The organism is Paenibacillus sp. HW567 (assembly GCF_000374185.1).
Classification (GTDB): domain Bacteria; phylum Bacillota; class Bacilli; order Paenibacillales; family Paenibacillaceae; genus Paenibacillus_AQ.
On record NZ_KB910518.1, the window covers coordinates 3,913,980 to 3,934,023 of the forward strand.

Below are 20,044 nucleotides of genomic sequence, written 5' to 3' on the forward strand. Positions count from 1 at the left end.
TCTCTTATGGACTGACTACAATCAGGCTCGCCACCGCATACAGGTCCTCAATATCAATGATGCCGTCCCTGTTCAAATCCGCCTTCTCATACGCCGTCCAGCCCGGGTCCGCTGCCTTCTTGCCGTAGTAGACCTTTGCCAGTTGGAGCATATCATCCAGCCCCACTGTACCGTCTCCGTTCAAATCTCCGGTCACCCCGGCAATTACGGATGCCTTGAAGGCTTGAACTGCAGCCTGTAATTGCAGAATCGCCTGCTCGATCTCCGCTTGAGTAGCCGTAGTGCTGCTGAGCACCTTCACCGCCGCTTCAATCGAAGTCCATAAAACAGCCTTGGAGCCTGCCGGATATTGACCGGCAAGAGTACCTTCTACAGCGGCATCATACAATGCCCGCGCATCCGCAACCGCTTCACTCAGCGCTGTCTTGGAAATCGCCGTAATCTCGAAGCTGTAGCTGACGCGCTCCGTTACCGTTGTGTCAAAGCCGGAGCTGTCGGTCAATATGACATCAGACAAATACACACTGCCGGTCACGGTCTGCTCCGGTACCTTGGCCTGAAGCTGTATCTTCAGCAGCGCCGCCGGACCTCCCTCCGGTTGTGGGTCAACCGCAATATAGCGGATTACGCCCGGCTCGGCAGGCGACTCAACAACCGTATATCCTGGCTTCAGCGGTTCTGCCGCGATATAGACGAGCTGCGCCGGATCATAGTGGAAGGCGAACTCGCGCGCATACACATTTTGCGTTACTGTATTCAGTCCGAAGATGACGTCAAACGTCTGATTGCCAAGCACGCTCGGCGGTCCCGTTAGGGTGAGTGCGGCAGATGCAGGCGGTTTCAGCGCAAGCTCTGCCACTGCGGCCTGCAGCGCGCCGATGGCTTCTGTAATCTCAGCCTCGGTTGCCAGCCCGTTATCGCGGACAGCGATCGCCGCCTCCAGCGCCAGCCGCAGCGGCGCCCAGCTTTCCGGCGTATAATGGGCCTCAATGAGCGCCCCGGCCGCAGCAACCGCTGCGTTCAGAGAGGCGCGGTCGGCCTGAAGGACATAATGCTTTTCCAGGACCCCGCTTGTTTCCCCGTCGATGACTGCAACGGCCTTCAGCGTCGTTTCACCGATTGGCAGAGCAATCGGCTGCGTATACTGATAAGTGGCGTATGTCGCAGTGGTTACAGCAGGCGTACTGCCATCGAGCGTGTAATAAACTTTGGCATTGGCAGCCGGAGGGATCAGCGCCACCTTTTGCGGATACAGGTACGCTCCCGATTCCAGACTGGCCTTCGGCGGCGTCAGTACGAACGGCTCCGGTGAGCTGGAATAGACCTGCACCTCTACCAGACCGCTGCCCCAGCCATTGCTGAGCGCATCGTTGTTGACACGCCGCACCTCATTAACCTTCAGCTTCACATACCGGTACTGTCCGACCAGCTTGTCGGAGTTGAAACCGGCCCACATATTCGTGCTGTTATTGACCAGCTCGGTCCAGTTAACATTATCCTTCGAACCGAAAATTTGATACCGGTGATACATTTCCGAACCGTTGTACAGCCGGTAAGCCACATCAATCCGCGACAGGTCGTAAATACCGCCAAGGTCTACCGTGTACTCATATGGTGCGGCCAGGTTGCCGAAGAAGGCGCTCGTATCGCCCCACGTGTTCAGGTTGAAGGCGTAGCCGTCGTTGGCTTTTTCGATACCTGTGGCATCATTGCCCGTGACGGTTGCATTTTTGCCCTGGGATACCAGATACGCCTGCGGAAGCTCCACAGCGCCGGTTGCCGCATTCAGCTTCCAGCCCGTCGTGAATGATACGGAAGCGGTATGATCGGCATTATTGAACATCATCGGCAGCCACACATACCGTGAATCGGATAGCTGGCTTGACCGCCATCTGTCACCCATGTAGACATACGTTTTGGTGCCGTCCTCGCCTGTCAGCTTCATAATGTTGGTCGGCTGGCTGTAGTAGGTGCTGTTGTTGCCGAAGGCATATTGTTCGATAATCTGACCGTTCGCCTTCACCGGCGTCCAGCCCTCAGGGTCCTTGAGATCGGCGTTGAAGCTGACCGTTCCCTGATTCGGCAGCCAGCCCGATTGGCCGGACGATACCATATAATAGCCGTCATCCGCACGGACTACCGCCGGCGCTTCGCGTCCGACATCCTCGTAGAAGTGGTATGATTCGAAATCAGCCGCTTTGGTTGCAGGATCACTGAACTCATAGGTCGTCAGATCCACATCCGTATAGTCCGCGCTCAGCCGGTGAACACGCATCGAATGGCCTTCTGCCGATACAAGATACGCTTTGCCGTCATCATCGGTAAAAGCCGTAAAATCGCGCGAAATATAGCCCATTTGCTCCGTATCGTTTTGCACGTCGGCCGGAACAGCCACCTTGACGCCGCTGGTCTTGTAATATTCGGAGTCGAGATAGATGCCGCCGTCGCTGCGCCAGTTTTTCAGGGTACCGCCGGGACGCCAGTGTCCGAGGAACGTGTATGGCCCTTCCGGACGATCCGCGACTGCAACCGCAATCTGGCTGCTCGCATAGCTGTTCGACGTTTCCCAATGTCCGTAGAGGACGTATTTTCCGGTCGCTTCATTATAAATTAGCTTCGGACGTTCCCATTTGGCATCCAGCAGCCCGTATTCCGCACCCTCCGCCGTCTTGGCGAACTGGTCGAGAATATTGCCTTCGCTATTCCAGTTCACCAGATCGCGCGAGGAGTAGAGCGACACCGCATAGAAGGATGCGCCGTTGTGGAGCTTGTTCTCCCCTACCCAGTAATAGACCGGCTTGCCGTCTGCAGCCGTCTGCTGCAGGAATCCGCCGCCGTGCGCCTGGATGGGATTGCCCTCAGTGTCATACCAGGTTTCACCGACAGGAACGCCGGCCGAAGAATAGTCCACGACCTTGTCCGGGTGGATGATCTGCGCCCATTTGAAGGCTTCGTCAATCTGCAGTGCAGCCCGGTCCACAGCCCACTGCGTTGCGGAAGCATCGGCTAATACTTTATCCGCATGGCTTAGCGCCGCGGTAATTGTCGCCCAGGTTCCGTTCGTATACGCGCCCCGCTCCGTATCCTTCTTCTCGCTGTATTTCGTCTGCAGCGCCGATTTGTCCACATACGGCGTTCCGAACACCGCCAGCTCGATGATACCGTCGGCCCAGGTCGCATTTTGCCCGTTCATTACGTTGATTACATCGTTTACGGTTAATCGCACATACCGGTACTGTCCGGCATCCGTGATTGGATTCGTCACAAAGCCAACGACATTGTTGGCTGAGCCGTCCACAAGCACGGTCCAGTTCTGCTTGTCCTTACTGCCTTCCAGCGTAAACCGGTAGGCCGTATCCGAGCCGTTCACCTCTCTGGTCGTCAGGTTGATCTCGGACAGCTTCGCATACTGCTCCAGATCAATGATGATGTTGTAGCCGAGCGAGCTGTGGCTCACCCAGGAAGAGGAGGACAGGTCCGCTCCGTCGGTAACGGCGGCTGCATCCAGCCCCTGGGAGTCGGCAGCCTTCTTGCCCAGCGAGAGGTTCTGGCCTGACTGCACAGGGATCATGCCATAGGCAGGGTCCAGATCAAGCCGGTGGAACCAGTCGGCCGTTGCGACGCCGTTATGGAACACCATCGGGAACAGCCTTGCGTAAGTGCCCATCGGATCGGGGTAATTGGCGGCGTATTGCGCGCCCCAGTGGTATCCGTTCAAGGCGAAGGCGGTCCGCCCGTTCGTTCCGGTCCAGGAAGCGGTGCCGTTCGCTTGGGTCGCAAAGGAGGAGCCGTTGCCGATCGGTCTCAGCGGTGTCCACTCCCCGGCCAGCGAATCCGCGGAGGCATATTCCGCCTGGCTTGGATACCAGCCGTTGGCGGTAGAGCCGAAGAAATAATAACGCCCGTCGTATTTCAGAAGAGTCGGCGATTCCTTATGCTTGTTCACGAACACGGTGTTCACCAGGGTTACAGGCTGCTCCCAGCCCGCATCCAGCTTGGCAATGCCGACATCACTGTTGTTGCGGGTCGCGTATAGAATGTAGCCTGTGCCGTCATCATCGACGAACAGCGACATATCGCGCGATTCCTGATTGAACGGCCGGCCTCTGAAGGTAGCCGCAAAATCATTCCCGCCCGGAGTCACCGAGCCGAGGAACAGGGCGGCACGCCCGTAGCCGCTGCTCGCTTCCTCGTGTGCGGTAAAGACGATTTTCCCACTGGCCGGATTCAGCCGGTAGCCTTCGCTCTCCACCCGCATATCGCTGAAGGAGCCGAGCAGGCGTTCATTGCCGTACGAATGTCCATCGGTGCCCGTAAGCTCGTAAATACCGGTCGTGACAACCCCGGTATCTGCATCCTTGACCGCCCGGTAGGTGTAGCTGTACCAGGTGCCTCCGACCTTGACCCCGGTCGTATCGCCCTGCTTGAGACTGTCTGCACCGGTATAGTTGTCCTTGCTCTTCACAATGGCTGAAGGATCATAGGAAAAGGTGCTTACTGTATTCGTCTGCGCGGTGGCAACGGCTGCGCCTTTGCTGACCGCCTTGACGGTGTAGCTGTAATCCTTGCCTGCGGCAAGGCCGTATTCATCCATCGTATCCCCATAGGTCCGGTTGACGAGCACCTCGCCGCGGTATACCTCGTAATAATCTACTCCCGGAATGACGGGCCAGGATATTTTCACATTGTTGACTGTGTCCTGTCCGTCCAGCCGGAATTCAGTTGCTGTGGCTGCCCATTCGCTGCCGTAATATGCCACGGCTGCGATAGCGCTGCTGCTGCCGCCCGCAGTAATGGCCGCTGCTTTGACGGTTGTGCCTTTGGCTACATGGAAAGGGCCTGTGTAAGGCGTACTGTCAAGGCCCGGGTCCGTACCGTCGGTCGTGTAGTAAATATACTTGCTGCCTGACGGATGCGAAATCGTAACCGGTCCATAAATTTGTCCCGCTGCAGGAGAGATAACCGGCGAAATGTTCGTGACACGGAATTCGGTCAATTCCTCCAGCGACAGCGCTTTGTTGAAAATCTGGTAATTGTCAATCAGTCCGGCATAATATTCGCCCGAGCCCCAGTTCCCTTTACCAAGCTGGAGAATGCCGCCTGATGAGGTCAGGATGCTGGTCAGCGCATGGCTGCTTGCCACAGTCGACTGCAGCTCTCCGTCAATGTACAGCTTGGTGTCCGCCGCCGAAATGACGATATCGACATGCTTCCAGTTAGAGCCGCTGGCTGCCTGCAGGCTTGCAGGACGTGTGCCGCTGTTGTTGTACCGCTCCACGGTAACGCCAGAGGCGGTGTCGATGACTCCCAAGTAATGCTCGTTCAGGTATGACTGCGCATTCGTATTCGGAGCCGCGAACAGCGCCCAGCCGCTGCCTCCGTTCGGCTTGCTGTCATAGGAGACCGTCAGCTCGTTCAGTCCGGCCAGCAGCGGTTTTCCGTCGGTCTTCGTAACATTCAGCCAGAAGCTGCTGCTGATATTGGCCGCCTTGCCGTTGCCCTCGAACGAATCGGCATAGCTGGCTGTGCCTTGAACCGCGGCCTTCGCTACGCCTCCGGTAAGCCCGCTTGTTGTATTGTCGAAATTGAAGCTCGCAATCAGATTATCCCCGGCATCAACCGGCGGCACCTTCACGGTGTAAGACTGGCTGTAGCCGAACCAGGTCATGGTCAGCGTGACGGTTTTGGCGCTTTCTCCCTGCTGCGGGCGCGTCACCGCGCCAGTGCCCGGATGAATCGCAACCGGATCGCTTGAGGTCCAGACAATATTCGGATCGCTGAGCAGCGACACATTGCTGCGGACCTCCAGCCCGTCCGCCAGCGTCTGCGATGCCAGCAGATCATTCCACGTAAAAAGCCGGATCTCCCCGGCCAAATAAGCCGCTGCCTCCGCATTCAGCGCGTCTTTAAACACACGGACATCGCGGTAGTGTGAATCGAGGTTGGAGAAGGTAGCAATCGTACGGTTGAGCCGGAACTGCCCGTTGCCGATTTTATCGGCTCCGATTCCATTCGACGCGGCCTCCGCCGCCTTGACCCCGTCCACCCACACGGTCAGCTTGCCTGTACCGGCTGTGCCATCCAGCGCAATCGTATAGTTATGCCACATATCGGCTGCCGGAGCGTCGAAGGAGGCCGCCACGGCGTCCGTCCCCCCCTGCTTCAGCACAACTGCCGCTTTTCCCGTGCTGTAATAAGGCCGCAAGGTGATGTTGTTATTGTTGTCTGCCCCGTAGGACAGAAGGGTGTTAGCCGCGCTCGTCGTCCGCGTCTGGTTCCCGTTCAGCTTAACATCGAGCGAGAAAGAGATTTTGTCTCCCGTAACGGCTGCACCCGGGTTGGTGCCGGCAATATGGCCGTTATTGGCATTGCCCGGATTGACCAGCGACACATACTGCGCGTTCCAGACCGGGGAGCTGCCGCTTAATTCCTGTGAAGTGTTCAGCTTGTTCTGATATTGATACGTGTTGTTGAGCGGATAATACGCCACCGTCGCACTGTCCAGCGTGCTAACATCGAAATTCGCTGCGTGAGCATCAGGAATTGGCGAAAGACCACCAATGAATACGCTTACAATCAATGATGCTCGCACTGTCCTTGTCCAGACTTGTCTCAGCGTTGACCTTAATCCCATTGCCATTCTCCTTTTCTCTATTAAAGTATAAATCATAGAATATCGTCCTTCTGCCTCTGCACCGGATTGCTCCGGGGAATTGCCCTTTCCATCCCCTCTCTATAATAAAAAGCGCTTACAAAACAATATTGCCTTGTGCATGGTTCTCTCTTTTTTATTGGATTATAGTGGAAGTGTGCGGGACCGTTAAGTGAAACATTCTGCTGCGAGTGAACAAAGCTATCCTTTTACATGTATACTTATCTTCAAAATTGAACAATTGCAAACAGTCGTCGGATTGTGAACAGCAAAACGGCCCTCTATCGGCAAGATGGAGGACCGTTTGCTTGTTTTTTGAATTGATATTGCGCCGCTAAGTCTGAATATACTGTTTAACCATTCACTACCTCACCGAGTATTTTTACAAGACCACCGAACTCCAATTCGTCAAATTTCCTGGAGGCAGCCTCATGACGCAGATTCCATAGACATTCATTGAGATCACATTCAATGGGCACATCCAGCCGGATTCTGGCCAAATCTCTTGAAAGGTGCAGCATATCCAGGTTTTCTTCAATCTTCTTCTTAACACTTTTAGGGAGCATTTCAAGACATTCGAGACAGCCTTCAACTGATCCATACTCGCTTAACAACTTAAGGGCAGTCTTTTCACCGATGCCTTTAACCCCCGGATAATTATCACTGGTGTCCCCCATAAATGCCTTTAAATCTATCACCTGCAGTGGTGTTAGCTGCTTGGCAGTAAACAGAGTCTCTAAATCATACACAGTGTAATTAGAACGTCCCTTATTCATGATGACAACCTTTATCTGTTCAGTAATTAACTGAAGCATGTCATGATCTCCGGTTAAAATAAACACCTCAGTGTCGCCTTGAAATTTTTTGGCCAGCGTGCCGATACAATCGTCAGCTTCGTACCCGGTCAGACCAATATTAGGCACACCCATTTCAGCCACGACTTCTTTGACCAAGTTGAATTGCGGCAAAAGTTCAAGTGGAGCCTCTGAACGATTTTGTTTGTACTGGCTATAGGTTTCGGTACGAAAAGTACTGCTCCCCATATCCCAGCAGCAAATCACATGTGTCGGGCTAAATTGGTTAATTGCATCAAAAAAGTATTGTAGAAACCCATAGACAGCATTGGTGGGTATACCTGCCTTTGTTTTTCGAATATATCCTGAGGACGAAGTCGCATAAAATGCTCTAAAAAGAAGAGCCATTCCATCGACGATCATTACCCGGCCCTTAGTTTCTGTGCTCATGTGTAACCTCTCCTTGTTTGTTCTTCGTTTAGAGATGGGCCGAAGCTGCGAAGTCTGGCCGGACCTCCGTCAGCCGCCGATCTCTTCCTCCTTGATGTATACCGCACTGGTCCGATAAGCTGCAGCAATCAGGCCTGACTCCAAGCTTCAGCATACTGCTCTTCCTTGAAGCCTACGGTAACCTTCTTGCCGTCAGTGACAATCGGGCGTTTGATCAGCATGCCGCTGCCCGACAGCAAGGCCAACTGCTCATCTTCGCTCAGACCCGGCAGCTTGTCCTTCAGTCCGAGATTCTTATAGACTTCACCGCTCGTATTAAAAAACTTCTTAAGCTCAAGCCCGCTGTTCGCCAACAGCACGCGCAGCTCCTCTACAGTCGGCGGCTCCTCGGCAATATGCTGCAGCTCCAGATCATGCCCCGCTTCCTTAAGCCATTTCACAGCGCTGCGGCAGGTGCCGCATTTCGGATATTGATAAACCTTCAGATGACTCATTGGCTACTCCTTCAGTAAAAGTAATATGCTGGGTGAAAATAACGGCATTTTTGCCGTTGTTCGCGCCAAAAGTGGCGGCGGTTCGGGCAGCAGCGGTATTTTTACCGTTGTTCGCGCTCAAAGCCGTCGCCCGCTACTCAACAACGGCATTTTTACCGTTGTTCGCGCCAAAAGTGGCGCGGTTCGCTCAGCAACGGCATTTTTGCCGTTGTCCGCGCCAAAAGTGGCGGCGGTTCGGGCAGCAACGGCATTTTTGCCGTTGTTCGCACCGAAAGCCGTCGCCCGCTACTCAACAACGGCATTTTTGCCGTTGTTTTCGTCCAACCCTTCTGCGGCCAGCCGCCGCAGCTTCTCCTGCAGCCGCGCCATATCCGGCGGCAGCGGAGCGTCAAAGACCAGCTCCGTGCGCAGCACCGGATGCCGGAAGGCCAGCCGCACGGCATGCAGCGCCTGACGCGGAATGGACGCGTCCAGCTCCGCAATCCCCTCCAGCTCCGCCCGCTCTTCCGCATCCAGCTCCGCAACCCGCTCCAACTCCGCCCGTTCTTCCGCGTCCAGCTCCGCAACCCGCTCCAGCTCCGCCCCCTCTTCCGCGTCCAGCTCCGCAATCCGCTCCAGCCCACGCCCCCCGGCCAGCTCCGCCTGGTCGTAGAGCCTGTGGCGGTACATCCCGTCGCCGATCAGCGGGCAGCCGATGGAGCTCATGTGCACCCGGATCTGGTGGGTGCGGCCGCTCTCCAGCTTCAGCTCGACCAGCGCTGCGCCGGGGTAGACCTCCTTGACCTCATAGCGGGTCAAGGAGGGATAACCGTCCGGCGTCACAATCCGCCGGTGCGGCTCCAGCGGGTCGCGGTCAATGGGACCGTCGATATCCCCGCTCGGTGCAGCAGGGACCCCATGCACAAAAGCGGCATAACGTTTGCCCACCGTTCCGGCAAGCATCTGCTCGGAAATATGCTGGTGGCTGTACGGATTCTTCGCAATAACCAGCACGCCTGATGTTTCCTGGTCCAGACGGTGGACAGGGCGGAAGCGGTACTGCTCTCCTTTGTGCGCCCAGTAATAGACAACTCCATTGGCAAGAGTGTCGGTATAATGACCATGCGTCGGATGTACAATGATGCCCGCCGCCTTGTTGACAACGAGAAGATGCTCGTCCTCATAGAGAATCTCGAACGGAAGCGGCTGCGGCAGAATGTCCTCCGAGGTCTCCTGCTCCATGCGGATTTCCACAAGATCTCCGGCATTGACCTGGACGCTGATGTAGACCCGCCCGCCATTCAGCATGATGCCCTGCTCTGTCATTTTGAGCCGGGACAGCAGCTTGCGCGATACATCCATCCGCTTCTGCAGAATCGTCTTAAGCAGCCAGCCGTCCTCGGACGGCGGCACTTGATAGGATATAGGTGAATAATAGCTGGTCATATTAGTTGCGGAACACCTTTTTGCTGCGCACATATTCCACGTCAGCAACCCCGAGGCGCGTATTGGCCGCGCGGGCCAGCGCAAAGAAATAATCCGACAGCCGGTTCAGATAGATTACGGCCTCCGGGTTGATATCCGCACTGCGCCCCAGCGTAACCGCGCGCCGTTCCGCCCGGCGGCAGACGGTGCGGCACACATGCAGCACCGAAGACAACTGGCTTCCCCCCGGCAGAATGAAGCGCTCCAGCACCGGATTCTCCGCCTGCAGCAGATCAATCCACCCCTCAAGACGTACTGCCATCTCGCTTTTCACCTTATATTTACTCTCGCTGATCTTCACAAAAGCCAGATCCGAGCCGCAATCGAACAGCTCATGCTGAATCTCCAGAAGCTGCTCCCGGACATCCGCGAACCTCTCGTCCTCCATCAGACTGCGCGCCTGCCCGACAAAGCAGTTCAGCTCGTCAATGGTTCCGTAAGCTTCAACGCGCACATCGTCCTTGCCTACTCTGCCGCCGATCACCGACGTTTCTCCCTTGTCACCCGTACGTGTGTAAATCGCCATTTGTTGCCCCTCCTGACTTTCAGTCACATAGTATTAGTTTAAACGCTCCACTATAAATAAGGCAAACAAAGATCGTCATTTCCGCCATGTAAAAAATAACTATTAAAAAGAATTCCCCTTCCTTTAGAGCAACGGAACACTGTATCATAAATCTAATTGAACATCGCAAAGGAGCAGTCAAATTGAGGATTATTACTGCAACGGATTCGGACTATGAATATATTAGACAGCATGACCGTCATATTTCAGAACAATTGATTTTGCCCAAAATCAGCAGGCATGAGATTTACATTTTTCAAAATGAATGTGAAGTTATTGCAGGGTGGATGCGCTACGGTTATTTTTGGGACAACATCCCGTTTTTGAACATGATTTGGATAGATGAACCTTACCGAAGCAATGGATTAGGGAAAAGAGCCCTTCTTTTCTGGGAGGCTGAAATGAAGCGGAAGGGATTTCATTTGGTGATGACATCCACACAAGCCAATGAAGGCGCCCAGCATTTTTACAGAAAATTGGGTTATCGCGATTCGGGGTGCTTATTGCTCGAAGACGAGCCATTGGAAATCCTTCTAACTAAGAAACTGGAACAATAGCAGCAATATTCCAGCCATTCAAACTCCCGATAAAAGGGGCGGCATCTTCAGCAGATGACCGCCCCTTTGTCTGCAAGCTTGTACTCACAGCATACTTATACACTCTGCTAGACCTGGCTCACTTTAAACTGCGTGACCGAGCTCTGCATGTCGTCAGCCATTTTGGCGAGCTGCATGGATGCCGCTGCAACCTCCTCCATAGAGGCAAGCTGCTCTTCCGAGGAAGCGGCAACGCTCTGTGAATGGCCTACGGCATGATTAGCAATTTCCGCCATCTGTTCAACCGTTGAGGTCAGCTCCTCGGTTCCGGCGAGAAGCTGCTCTGAGGAGGAAGACACTTCATGAATCTGCGTATGAATCTCACCGATTCCATGCATTATTTCCGTGAACAACTGTCCGGCCTCACTGACCATACGCGAGCCTTCCTGCACCTGTCCGGCATTTGCTGTCATAGAGTCGACGGCTTTTAGATTTTCCTGCTGTATTTCTGAAATCAGACTGCTGATGTGGCTGGCGGCCTGTGCCGTTTGCTCCGATAATTTTTTGACCTCTCCCGCAACCACTGAGAAGCCGCGTCCGTATTCACCGGCCCGCGCAGCTTCAATCGCCGCATTCAACGCAAGCATATTCGTCTGATTGCTGATCTCGGTAATTAACCCGATAATCTCACCGATCTGCCCAGATCTGGCATCCAGTGATTCAATCAGCCCCATCGTTTCTGCTACGGACATTTCCATCACCTTCATCCCGCCAACCGCCTGTGTGATGATGTCATTGCCGCTTTGCGCCTGGTTCGCCACCTTCCCGGCCGCTTCCGCCGCATCCGTCGAGGATTCAGCAATGCGCTGCACACCGGCTGCCATTTCCTCCATCGCTCTCGCCGATTCGCGGGTCGCCTGAAGCTGGGTATCCGCTCCCGCCGCCATGTCCTGAATGGCCTGTACAACCGCTTCAGTAGTCTGATTGGTCTGATTCGCACTGGACATCAGTTGCTCCGAGGTGGAAGCCACCTGGAAGGAATGGTCGGCGGCCTGGCCCAGCAGCTTGCTCAGATTCTCGATCATCCGGTTCATATATTGAGCCATCGTACCAAATTCATCTGAACTTTGAATGTCCAGCCTGCGTGTGAAGTCCCCATCCGCCATCAGGTGTGAAAGCTCGTTCACCATCCCGATTTTGCGGGTAATGAACCGGCTGTAAAAGTATACTGCGAGCACAATCACCACAAGTCCTGCCAGGCCGGTCAGTACAATTGTGTTCAGCAGCGATTTCAAAGGCGCGTACAGCTCCTTCTCGGAGATCGTAAGCCCAAGCACCCAGCCGGTCTCCGGGAGCTTCTGATAATATAGCTGATAGGGAGTCTTGGCATCGGAATACTTCACCATGCCGCTGCTTTTTTGCAGCAGCTCTTTACCTGCTGAAGCCAGACTCGCATTTTTCTCGCCGGAAATCTTCAGCTTCATGATTTTTTCTTTGTCGGGTCCTGCTATGTAGTTTCCTTGCTTATCAATCAGCATTGCCCAGCCTGCATCTCCGACCTTGGTCTTGGCAATCTCATCCTGCAGGGTCTGCAAATTGATATCCCCGGTCATCACTCCGAGCAGCGTGCGTTGACTGTCAAAAAACGGAACCGAGAAGGTCGCCATCGTCGTGTCTGTCCCGGTGTCATAATAAGGATCGGTAATTCCTATCTGCTCTTTGCCAATTTTGTACCAGGCCTGAGCGGGATAATTGTAGGAGGGATCACTGTACTGCTCAGTCGTAACGATATTGCCACCCTCACGGTAGGCGTAGGTGGAGAAGAATTTTTGGTTGGCGCTGTACCTTTCAGGCTCAAAATAAATCCCAACGCCATAGGTATCCTTATTCGAGTTCAATGCATTACTGAGCATCGCCCTGTACTGCTCCAGCGTATACGCGGAGGCCTGATTCTCTACAACCCGGGCCAGAACCTCTGGAACCTTGCGGTGGGTGCTTAAATTTGCCGATATTCCGTTTGAAATGTCTGACAACTGCACCTTCATCTTCTCTTGAATTTGATTCTGGATAATCGTTTTGGAATAATCATAGGAAAAAAGTGCGACAAGCAGCAGAGTTACGAGAAAAGCGGGCAGAATCGTTGCGAATGTTTTCATACGAATGCTTCTGAATTGAACCTTTTTTGCCATGATAGTCCCCCCAAGTGATGTAGTTGATATAAGCATAGTGAATTTCCAGTAGGAGAGCTACCATTTCTCTGTTAATAATTTGTCGAATAACCAAACAACTTGCCGCAATTCAGCGAAAAGCAGCGCCAGTCATTGCTTCCCCGAAAGGAGCGGATCTGCAGCAGCACAAAAAAGGGACCCGAAGGTCCCCACTATGACATTCTCTTCACTGGACTGCTAACCCCTGCGGGAACGTCTCTTCATGTATTCATTAATCTTCAAGTCCAGCAGGCTGCTGATTTCAATAACGTTAGCCGAGGTGAAGGATTTCTCTTGTATAAAAAGCTGCTCCATCTTCCCGCGGAGTACCCGGATTTCATCTTCTAAAGAGAGTCTGCGTGCGTTGACATCACCCTTGGGGGGCCGTTTCCCGCTTCCGGTCAAGCATTCCCCACCATAGGAAGGCAAGTAATAATCGGCGCTGAGCACAATCATCCCTCCTAAATGTATTATTCAGAGAAGAAAAGGTCCTTGTAAGTAGTATTACAGGTGTTTCTTGTCCTTAGAGTAAAATAATACCATACAAAAGGGGCGATCCGCTATAGTCCTATTTGCTTCATTCTCACGCACTATTCCGTTCGTTCACGTTCGAGCTGTGAGACAAATGCCCCGATCCGCTCAATCGCCTCGTTCAGTTGGGACACTGAGGTGGCATAGGAGCAGCGCAGATAACCTTCGCCGCCTAGACCGAACACACTGCCGGGAACCGCAGCCACCTTGAATTCGAGCAGCAACCGCTGGGCGAACTGGTCGGAGGTTAGTCCGGTGTGGCGGATGCTCGGAAAAGCGTAAAATGCGCCTTGAGGCTCATGGCACTCCAGGCCGGCCTCGCGCAATCCCTTGACAATGAGACGGCGGCGCTGATTGTAGGAGTCCACCATCCGGTCCTTCTCCTCCATACCATTCGTCAATGCCTCTAGCGCAGCCACCTGGCCCATCGACGGAGCACACATGACGGTGTACTGGTGAATCTTCAGCATCGCGGCGATTAATTCCGGGTGTCCGCAGGCATACCCCATCCGCCAGCCGGTCATGGCAAAAGCCTTGGAGAAGCCGCTGACCAGAATCGTCCGGTCCTTCATGCCAGGCAGGGAAGCGAAGCTGACATGGGTGCTTCCATAGGTCAGCTCGGCGTAGATTTCATCTGAGATGACGATAAGATCATGTTTCTCCACAACCTTCGCAATCGGCTCCCAATCCTCACGGCTCATGATCGCGCCTGTCGGATTGCTGGGATAACAAAGAATAAGAATCTTGGAACGCGGGGTAATCTTGGCCTCCAGCCCCTCTGCGGTAAGCTTGAAGTTGTTCTCCCCAAAGGTCTCGATCCCTACAGGAACCCCGCCGCCGATTGCGGTAATCGGCGAGTAGGAAATATAGCACGGCTCTGGGATAAGAATTTCATCTCCCGGTGAGATTAGGGCGCGCAGCGCCAAATCAATCGCTTCACTGCCGCCCACCGTAGCGATAATCTCATTGGCCGGATTGTATTCCACCGCGAAGCGGGTGTGCAAATATTCGGCAATGCCTTCCCGCAGCTCCGGCATGCCCGCATTAGAGGTATAGCCGGTGAATCCCCTTTCCAGCGAATATACACAGGCTTCCCTCACATGCCAAGGTGTCTTGAAGTCCGGCTCCCCGACCCCCAGGGAAATGATATCCTTGCTGCCTGCCGCCAGATCAAAAAATTTACGGATGCCCGATGGCTGGATTTGCTGGACCAGCGGGGACAAATATGAGCTCATGGATCTGCCTGTATCTCCGGTGTGCTGACTGTTATTAGTGATCATGTAATTACTTCCTTTACGGAGATATCATAAGACGGTTGTCTTCCTCATGCTCTTCAAAGATGATACCGTCCTGTTTATATTTTTTGAGTGTAAAGTTGGTTTTGGTAGAGAGCACCGAATCAATCGGTGACAGCTTCTCGGAGACAAAATTGGCGACCTCCCGCAGATTGCGGCCCTCTACTTCTACTAGCAGGTCATAGGCGCCTGACATCAGATAGACCGATTTCACCTGCGGATACAGGTATATCCGTTCAGCAATACCTTCGAAGCCGCGGCCGCGCTCCGGTGTAATCTGCACCTCGATCAGAGCGGTTACCCGTTCATCATCAACCTTATCCCAGTTTACGACTGTCGCATATTTTACAATCACATGATCTTTTTCCATTTCGGCAATGGCCTGTTTGACATCCTCTTCTTCCGCTCCAAGCAAAGTCGCCATTAGCTCAGTAGAGCTTCGCGCGTCCTCCTTGAGCAGTTCCAGCACTTTCCTCTTCAGTTCATTCATTTCCTTCATGCCTTCCCTCCGCAGTAAAGAGTTTAATACTAATATGACATGAAAGCGGGAGTTCTGCAAACAAAAAACAGAGAGACTATTGAAGCCCCTCTGTTCCCTTAACCTCGATTATTCTGCCCCCATTAGCCTTGCCTCAGTGTACGGGAGTGCAGGATTACATGTAATAGGGGTTATGCGTGTTCGCTTGATGCGTTGGAGCTTGTCCAGCCTGTGCATAGGCTCCGGCGTTGCCTGTCTTTTGCTGCACGAACTGCTGGCATTTCTGCCGGGTCTGCTCGCCACACTGAATTTCCTTGTCCAGATCCTGGCGCAGCGCCTTGCCTGGAACGGTGTACATATTCATTTGGGACATCTTCGTATAGAGCTCTCCTTGAAGGCGCAGTGTATCCATCGTCAGGTCCGTGAATACCCGCCGCACCGCCGGACAATTGGACTCTGTTGTAGCCGTAGTATATTCACCGACGGTCCGTTTCAAATCAGCCAAAATTGTATTCAGTAAATCCTCATCTTCCATAAATGCCGATCCGTTTTGTGCGTACACGATATAACCTCCTAAAAGTTTTGTAGTATTAACCCGCTCCAGAAGCATCTGCCTCAGGCCTTGTTAGCAATGCTCTATAGCTGATTTTATTGCGGCTGTGTCGGGGCGTATTGCTGATGCTGATGAAGCAGGTGCACCAGGGTATCCATATGATGGGTATGGCTTTGAATCTGCTGGATGCAAATCTGTTGTACCGCAGAGTTTTGGGTGGTTCCGGCGGTAGCGGCCAACTGCTTAATCAACAAATCCTCGTTGGAAATAGAGTCCGCGATATATTCCAGTTCTTTTCCGCTAAGTGCCTGCATTTGCGTTGATTGCATGTTCTGAATTCCCTCCTTCAAAATGTTCAAGCAGTCCTTAGTATGCCTGTGACTGCAGTTCTTTATGTGCCGCCGTGCACGTTAAAAAATCGTTATTTACGCATGAGAGTCCGCCGGGCTGCCAATAATACATTATCGGAATCTCGCCAAAGGAGAGAGCAGCAGATGAAACTGAACAGCGGGCATCCGCCCTGGAAAAATTCTCTTATCAATCCTCCGGTCTATCCGGCACTAGAGGAGGATATCCGCTGCGATTGTCTGATCGTAGGTGGAGGTATGGGCGGGGCAATGGCTGCTTACCGGATGTCCTTGAGCGGAGCAGATACAGTACTCATTGATAAAAGAGCCATAGGCAGCGGCAGCTCCCACGCCAATACCGGACTGCTGCAGGTAGCCAATGACAAATCATTAACCTCCTGTATAAATACGTTCGGGGATAAGAATGGAGTATTGTTCTACAAGCTGTGCCAGCAGGGTATCCGAAGAATTCTGGAGCTGCCGGGGGAGCTGAATATTGATCCGCAGATTATTCCCCGCAGCAGCCTGCTGTATGCCAGCACACCTGAGGATGTTCCCGTGCTGCGGCTGGAGCATGATCAGCTTGTTGCCCATGGCTTTGATTCAGAATTCTGGGAGCAGGACAAGGTAAGCGCACACTACTCCTTCACCAAGCCGGCTGCACTCTATTCTAAAGGCGATGCCGAAACGAATCCTTACCGGACCGTTCACAGCCTGGTCGATAAGGCGCACACAAATGGCGTTCGAGTATTCGAACACACCAGGGCACGGCATTACGAGTACAGTAAGGATGGTGTAGTCTGCATAACGGACAACGGACGAATCTATGCGGACAATATTATTTTTGCAATGGGCTATGAGACGCAGGAGATGAAAAAAGACCGGGGTGCAGAGCTGGTTAACACTTATGCGATAATGACCAAACCCCTGAGCAATCTCCCCAAATGGCATGAGCAGAGCCTGATCTGGGAAACGGCCCGTCCTTACTTATATTTCCGCACCACTCCTGACGGCCGCATCATTGCGGGGGGCAAGGACGAGCAGTTGACCGATCCGCAGCGCCGGGATGTCCGGGTGCTCTCGCAGAGCCGGCGGCTGCTTGAGGAGCTTGAAGCGCTTTTCCCGGAAATCCGTGGAATAGAGGCCGAATACACCTGGGGTGCGGTCTTCGGATCTACCCGGGACGGACTGCCTTATATGGGACCGCATCCCGAGTTTCCCCACTGCTTCTTCATCGAAGGCTACGGCGGAAACGGCACAGTCTATAGCATGATTGCCGCCGAGCTTTTGGCCGATACCCTTGCCGGTAAATACCGGCCGGAGCTTGAACTCTTCTCTCTTACACGTACCTCTAAGCCCTCCCCTTCGCCGGTCTAAGACGCGTATTCTATATCCAGTGCACAAAAGGGGATGCCCGCCAAGCCTGATGGCTTCCGGGCATCCCCTTTATTTTTGCATATCACGTGCCTAAATTTCAGACTGCTTACTTGGCTGCTTGTACGAATTCAGCCGATTTAATCCCTGCTTGACGGCCGAAAATAATGATTTCTGCAACAGAGTTGCCGCCGATCCGGTTTTGACCGTGCAAGCCGCCTGTAACTTCACCTGCCGCAAACAATCCCGGAACCGCGCTGCCGTCTTTCTTCAGAACTTCAGTGTTGGTGTTAATTTTTACGCCGCCCATAGTGTAGTGAATCCCGGGGCCGATTTTTATTGCAGAGTATGGCGCAGCGGACAAGTCATTGTCCATTCCTGTTGTTCTGCCGAATTCGGCATCGTTTTTATTCTTCACAGCGCTGTTCCATGTTTCCAGTGTCTTTTGGAGCTGATCTGCCGGAACACCCATTTCTTTGGCCAAAGCCTCGATCGTATCCGCTGATTTTACAAAACCCATTTTTTCATATTGCTCAATCGCTTTGACACGGGTTTTAACCCCGGAGTCAAAGACAAGGTATGCTGATTTTTCAGGAAGCTTATTGATTGCAGCCGTCACATTATCCCGGGTATCCATTTCGTTCGTGAACCGTTTGCCTTCACTCGAAACAAGCAGAGCGCCTTCTCCGCGAACCGCTTCCCCGATCAGATAGGATTTCTCCTGTTGAACCGTCGGGTGAACCTGGATTTGATCCATATCGACGGTGTAGCCGCCGAGCTGCTCGATCATTTTGATACCGTCGCCTGTGCTGCCGACCTGGTTGGTGGTTACATACCCCTTCAGATCAGGTCTAACCTGTTCGATCATTTCCTTGTTGGCACCGAAACCGCCGGTTGTTACAACGACAGCAGACGCTGCTATCATCTTTTCATCAGCCTGGTTGAAGAGGACCTTGACGCCGTTTACTTTACCGCCCTCTTGCGTAATTTCCTTCACGTCGGCGTTTACAAACAATGGGATGCCTTTCTCTTGAACGTTTTTCACCAAACCCTTGACGAGGTATTGGCCCACCGCAGAGCCGTCTTCAGGACGGTGTGTGCGCTTTTCCTTCATTCCGCCGGTAATCGTAATATTGTTCAAACGAATGCCGATCGAATCGAGCCAATCAATCGCGCTTGCGGAATTGTCAACGAAGAAACGAAGCATCTCTTTGTCGTTGGTCTCATGGCCGCCCTTTAAGGTCTCTTCATAAAATAAATCATTGCTGTCTTCAATGCCCTGCTCTTTCTGGAATTTCGTCTGGGAAGCATTCATCCCCGAAGAGGATTTGGTGGTATTCCCGCCGGCAACCGGCATTTTCTCCAAAATAACCGGGTTCAAGCCTTTGGCCTTGGCCTCAAGCGCAGCGGACATCCCTGCACCGCCTGCACCGACAATGATGATATCATATTTATCCTTTAATTGATCGTAAGGTGTATAGCTTGCTTCAGATGCTCCCGATACGGCTTCAGCTTTTTCTTTGGTCTCATTGGTCTTACCCTTGTTCTCGCTGCTGGCGCTGTTGCTGTTATTGTTGCCGCATCCTGCGATAACCAGCATGACAGAGAGAATGAGAATAAGAGCCGCGGCTGATTTCTTTTTCATGTGATGTTGCCCCCTTGTGCATATTTTCACAACTATCATAGCGGTAAAGGGGCCACCCTTGGAAGCTTACGTAATTAAAGAAATCGTTTAGTAACTAAAGTAACTGAAGGGATAAAGCAGCCGGTGATTTGCGTGGATATGCTTATAGTTTTATAATTGGGACTTACAGAAACATATTGCAAGGAGGCTAGAAACTATGAAGAAAAGCGACAAATATATGCTTGTCAGTGCAGTTCTGACGGCAGCAGGTATTTCTCTAATAACCTATACTGCAAGCCGCTATACCTCCTTTAAGAGAGTGGTTTCCAGAATGATCCGTTTGGAAGATATCGCCTCACTTGAAATTACCCGCTTGTCTTCTGTTCCCGGTGAACAAAAGAATATTGTGGTTACTGAGCCTGAGGCCATCAAACAAATCTGTGATGATTTCTCTGATATCCGGTTAAAGAAATGTGCAAGGAATGTAAGCGCAGGCGACAAATACAGCTATTATATTACTATCGTACAAGCTGACCGGACGCAACGTTTCGATATTATTTTGAAGGACAAACAGCATATGATTATTTATGATAACAATATGAACCATCCGCATTTACATACTTACAAGATTATGAGCCCATTCTATCCGCAAGCATTGAAACAGGCCTTTGATTGCTGAT

At 52.7% G+C, this 20,044-nt stretch carries 15 protein-coding genes; 3 read left to right on the forward strand and 12 right to left on the reverse strand.

Going from position 1 to position 20,044, the window contains the following annotated elements; genetic code table 11:
* Nucleotides 1-4 precede the first annotated feature (4 nt).
* The 5 genes from B212_RS33245 to B212_RS0117840 form a co-directional block, all read right to left on the reverse strand.
* Nucleotides 5-6,634 (reverse strand): chitobiase/beta-hexosaminidase C-terminal domain-containing protein, encoded by a 6,630-nt coding sequence (locus B212_RS33245; RefSeq protein ID WP_019912320.1) that lies wholly within the window; start codon nt 6,632-6,634, stop codon nt 5-7.
* Between the two features lie 371 nt (nt 6,635-7,005).
* Nucleotides 7,006-7,896, reverse strand: a complete 891-nt coding sequence (locus B212_RS0117825) for a 5'-3' exonuclease (RefSeq protein WP_019912321.1) — start codon at nt 7,894-7,896, stop codon at nt 7,006-7,008.
* A 128-nt stretch (nt 7,897-8,024) separates the two neighbouring features.
* A complete protein-coding gene (locus B212_RS0117830; protein WP_019912322.1) occupies nt 8,025-8,390 on the reverse strand; it encodes an arsenate reductase family protein in 366 nt (121 codons plus the stop codon).
* Nucleotides 8,391-8,675: 285 nt separating this feature from the next.
* Nucleotides 8,676-9,815 (reverse strand): RluA family pseudouridine synthase, encoded by a 1,140-nt coding sequence (locus tag B212_RS0117835; protein WP_019912323.1) that lies wholly within the window; start codon nt 9,813-9,815, stop codon nt 8,676-8,678.
* Nucleotide 9,816: 1 nt separating this feature from the next.
* Nucleotides 9,817-10,380, reverse strand: coding sequence for a cob(I)yrinic acid a,c-diamide adenosyltransferase (locus B212_RS0117840; RefSeq protein WP_019912324.1), 564 nt, complete (start codon nt 10,378-10,380; stop codon nt 9,817-9,819).
* Between the two features lie 182 nt (nt 10,381-10,562).
* Here B212_RS0117840 and B212_RS0117845 point away from each other — a divergent pair, with 182 nt between their 5' ends.
* Nucleotides 10,563-10,976 (forward strand): GNAT family N-acetyltransferase, encoded by a 414-nt coding sequence (locus B212_RS0117845; RefSeq protein ID WP_019912325.1) that lies wholly within the window; start codon nt 10,563-10,565, stop codon nt 10,974-10,976.
* Between the two features lie 107 nt (nt 10,977-11,083).
* Here B212_RS0117845 and B212_RS0117850 read toward each other — a convergent pair whose 3' ends face one another.
* From B212_RS0117850 to B212_RS0117875, 6 genes are all read right to left on the reverse strand, one after another.
* A complete protein-coding gene (locus B212_RS0117850; RefSeq protein WP_019912326.1) occupies nt 11,084-13,144 on the reverse strand; it encodes a methyl-accepting chemotaxis protein in 2,061 nt (686 codons plus the stop codon).
* 216 nt (nt 13,145-13,360) lie between these two features.
* Complete coding sequence (locus B212_RS31770; RefSeq protein ID WP_019912329.1) at nt 13,361-13,618, reverse strand: aspartyl-phosphate phosphatase Spo0E family protein; 258 nt, start codon at nt 13,616-13,618, stop codon at nt 13,361-13,363.
* Nucleotides 13,619-13,752: 134 nt separating this feature from the next.
* Nucleotides 13,753-14,973 carry an aminotransferase class I/II-fold pyridoxal phosphate-dependent enzyme gene (locus tag B212_RS0117860; RefSeq protein ID WP_019912330.1) on the reverse strand — a complete coding sequence of 407 codons (1,221 nt, stop codon included), beginning with the start codon at nt 14,971-14,973 and terminating at the stop codon, nt 13,753-13,755.
* Between the two features lie 13 nt (nt 14,974-14,986).
* Nucleotides 14,987-15,487, reverse strand: coding sequence for an Lrp/AsnC family transcriptional regulator (locus tag B212_RS0117865; RefSeq protein ID WP_019912331.1), 501 nt, complete (start codon nt 15,485-15,487; stop codon nt 14,987-14,989).
* Nucleotides 15,488-15,641: 154 nt separating this feature from the next.
* The gene (locus tag B212_RS0117870; RefSeq protein WP_019912332.1) at nt 15,642-16,028 is read right to left on the reverse strand and encodes a spore coat protein; all 387 of its coding nucleotides are present in this window, start codon (nt 16,026-16,028) and stop codon (nt 15,642-15,644) included.
* Nucleotides 16,029-16,114: 86 nt separating this feature from the next.
* Nucleotides 16,115-16,348 carry a hypothetical protein gene (locus tag B212_RS0117875; RefSeq protein WP_019912333.1) on the reverse strand — a complete coding sequence of 78 codons (234 nt, stop codon included), beginning with the start codon at nt 16,346-16,348 and terminating at the stop codon, nt 16,115-16,117.
* 165 nt (nt 16,349-16,513) lie between these two features.
* Between B212_RS0117875 and B212_RS0117880 the strand changes: the two genes are divergently transcribed.
* Entirely contained in the window at nt 16,514-17,743 is a 1,230-nt protein-coding gene (locus B212_RS0117880; RefSeq protein ID WP_019912334.1) for an NAD(P)/FAD-dependent oxidoreductase, read from the forward strand.
* Between the two features lie 106 nt (nt 17,744-17,849).
* On the opposite strand, the gene B212_RS0117885 is transcribed toward B212_RS0117880, so the two are convergent.
* Complete coding sequence (locus B212_RS0117885) at nt 17,850-19,385, reverse strand: flavocytochrome c (RefSeq protein ID WP_019912335.1); 1,536 nt, start codon at nt 19,383-19,385, stop codon at nt 17,850-17,852.
* A 196-nt stretch (nt 19,386-19,581) separates the two neighbouring features.
* On the opposite strand from B212_RS0117885, the gene B212_RS0117890 reads away from it, so the two are divergent.
* Nucleotides 19,582-20,043: a hypothetical protein gene (locus B212_RS0117890; protein ID WP_019912336.1), complete on the forward strand. Its 462-nt coding sequence runs from the start codon at nt 19,582-19,584 to the stop codon at nt 20,041-20,043.
* Nucleotide 20,044 lies beyond the last annotated feature (1 nt).

What these genes read in the sequence shown, in the direction of transcription:
- B212_RS0117840 (WP_019912324.1), bottom strand. Translation starts at nt 10,380, where the DNA reads ATGGCGATTTACACACGTACGGGTGACAAGGGAGAAACGTCGGTGATC.
- B212_RS0117825 (WP_019912321.1), bottom strand. Translation starts at nt 7,896, where the DNA reads ATGAGCACAGAAACTAAGGGCCGGGTAATGATCGTCGATGGAATGGCT.
- B212_RS33245 (WP_019912320.1), bottom strand. Translation starts at nt 6,634, where the DNA reads ATGGGATTAAGGTCAACGCTGAGACAAGTCTGGACAAGGACAGTGCGA.
- B212_RS0117830 (WP_019912322.1), bottom strand. Translation starts at nt 8,390, where the DNA reads ATGAGTCATCTGAAGGTTTATCAATATCCGAAATGCGGCACCTGCCGC.
- B212_RS0117885 (WP_019912335.1), bottom strand. Translation starts at nt 19,385, where the DNA reads ATGAAAAAGAAATCAGCCGCGGCTCTTATTCTCATTCTCTCTGTCATG.
- B212_RS0117835 (WP_019912323.1), bottom strand. Translation starts at nt 9,815, where the DNA reads ATGACCAGCTATTATTCACCTATATCCTATCAAGTGCCGCCGTCCGAG.
- B212_RS0117880 (WP_019912334.1), top strand. Translation starts at nt 16,514, where the DNA reads ATGAAACTGAACAGCGGGCATCCGCCCTGGAAAAATTCTCTTATCAAT.
- B212_RS0117850 (WP_019912326.1), bottom strand. Translation starts at nt 13,144, where the DNA reads ATGGCAAAAAAGGTTCAATTCAGAAGCATTCGTATGAAAACATTCGCA.
- B212_RS0117890 (WP_019912336.1), top strand. Translation starts at nt 19,582, where the DNA reads ATGAAGAAAAGCGACAAATATATGCTTGTCAGTGCAGTTCTGACGGCA.
- B212_RS0117865 (WP_019912331.1), bottom strand. Translation starts at nt 15,487, where the DNA reads ATGAAGGAAATGAATGAACTGAAGAGGAAAGTGCTGGAACTGCTCAAG.
- B212_RS31770 (WP_019912329.1), bottom strand. Translation starts at nt 13,618, where the DNA reads ATGATTGTGCTCAGCGCCGATTATTACTTGCCTTCCTATGGTGGGGAA.
- B212_RS0117875 (WP_019912333.1), bottom strand. Translation starts at nt 16,348, where the DNA reads ATGCAATCAACGCAAATGCAGGCACTTAGCGGAAAAGAACTGGAATAT.
- B212_RS0117860 (WP_019912330.1), bottom strand. Translation starts at nt 14,973, where the DNA reads ATGATCACTAATAACAGTCAGCACACCGGAGATACAGGCAGATCCATG.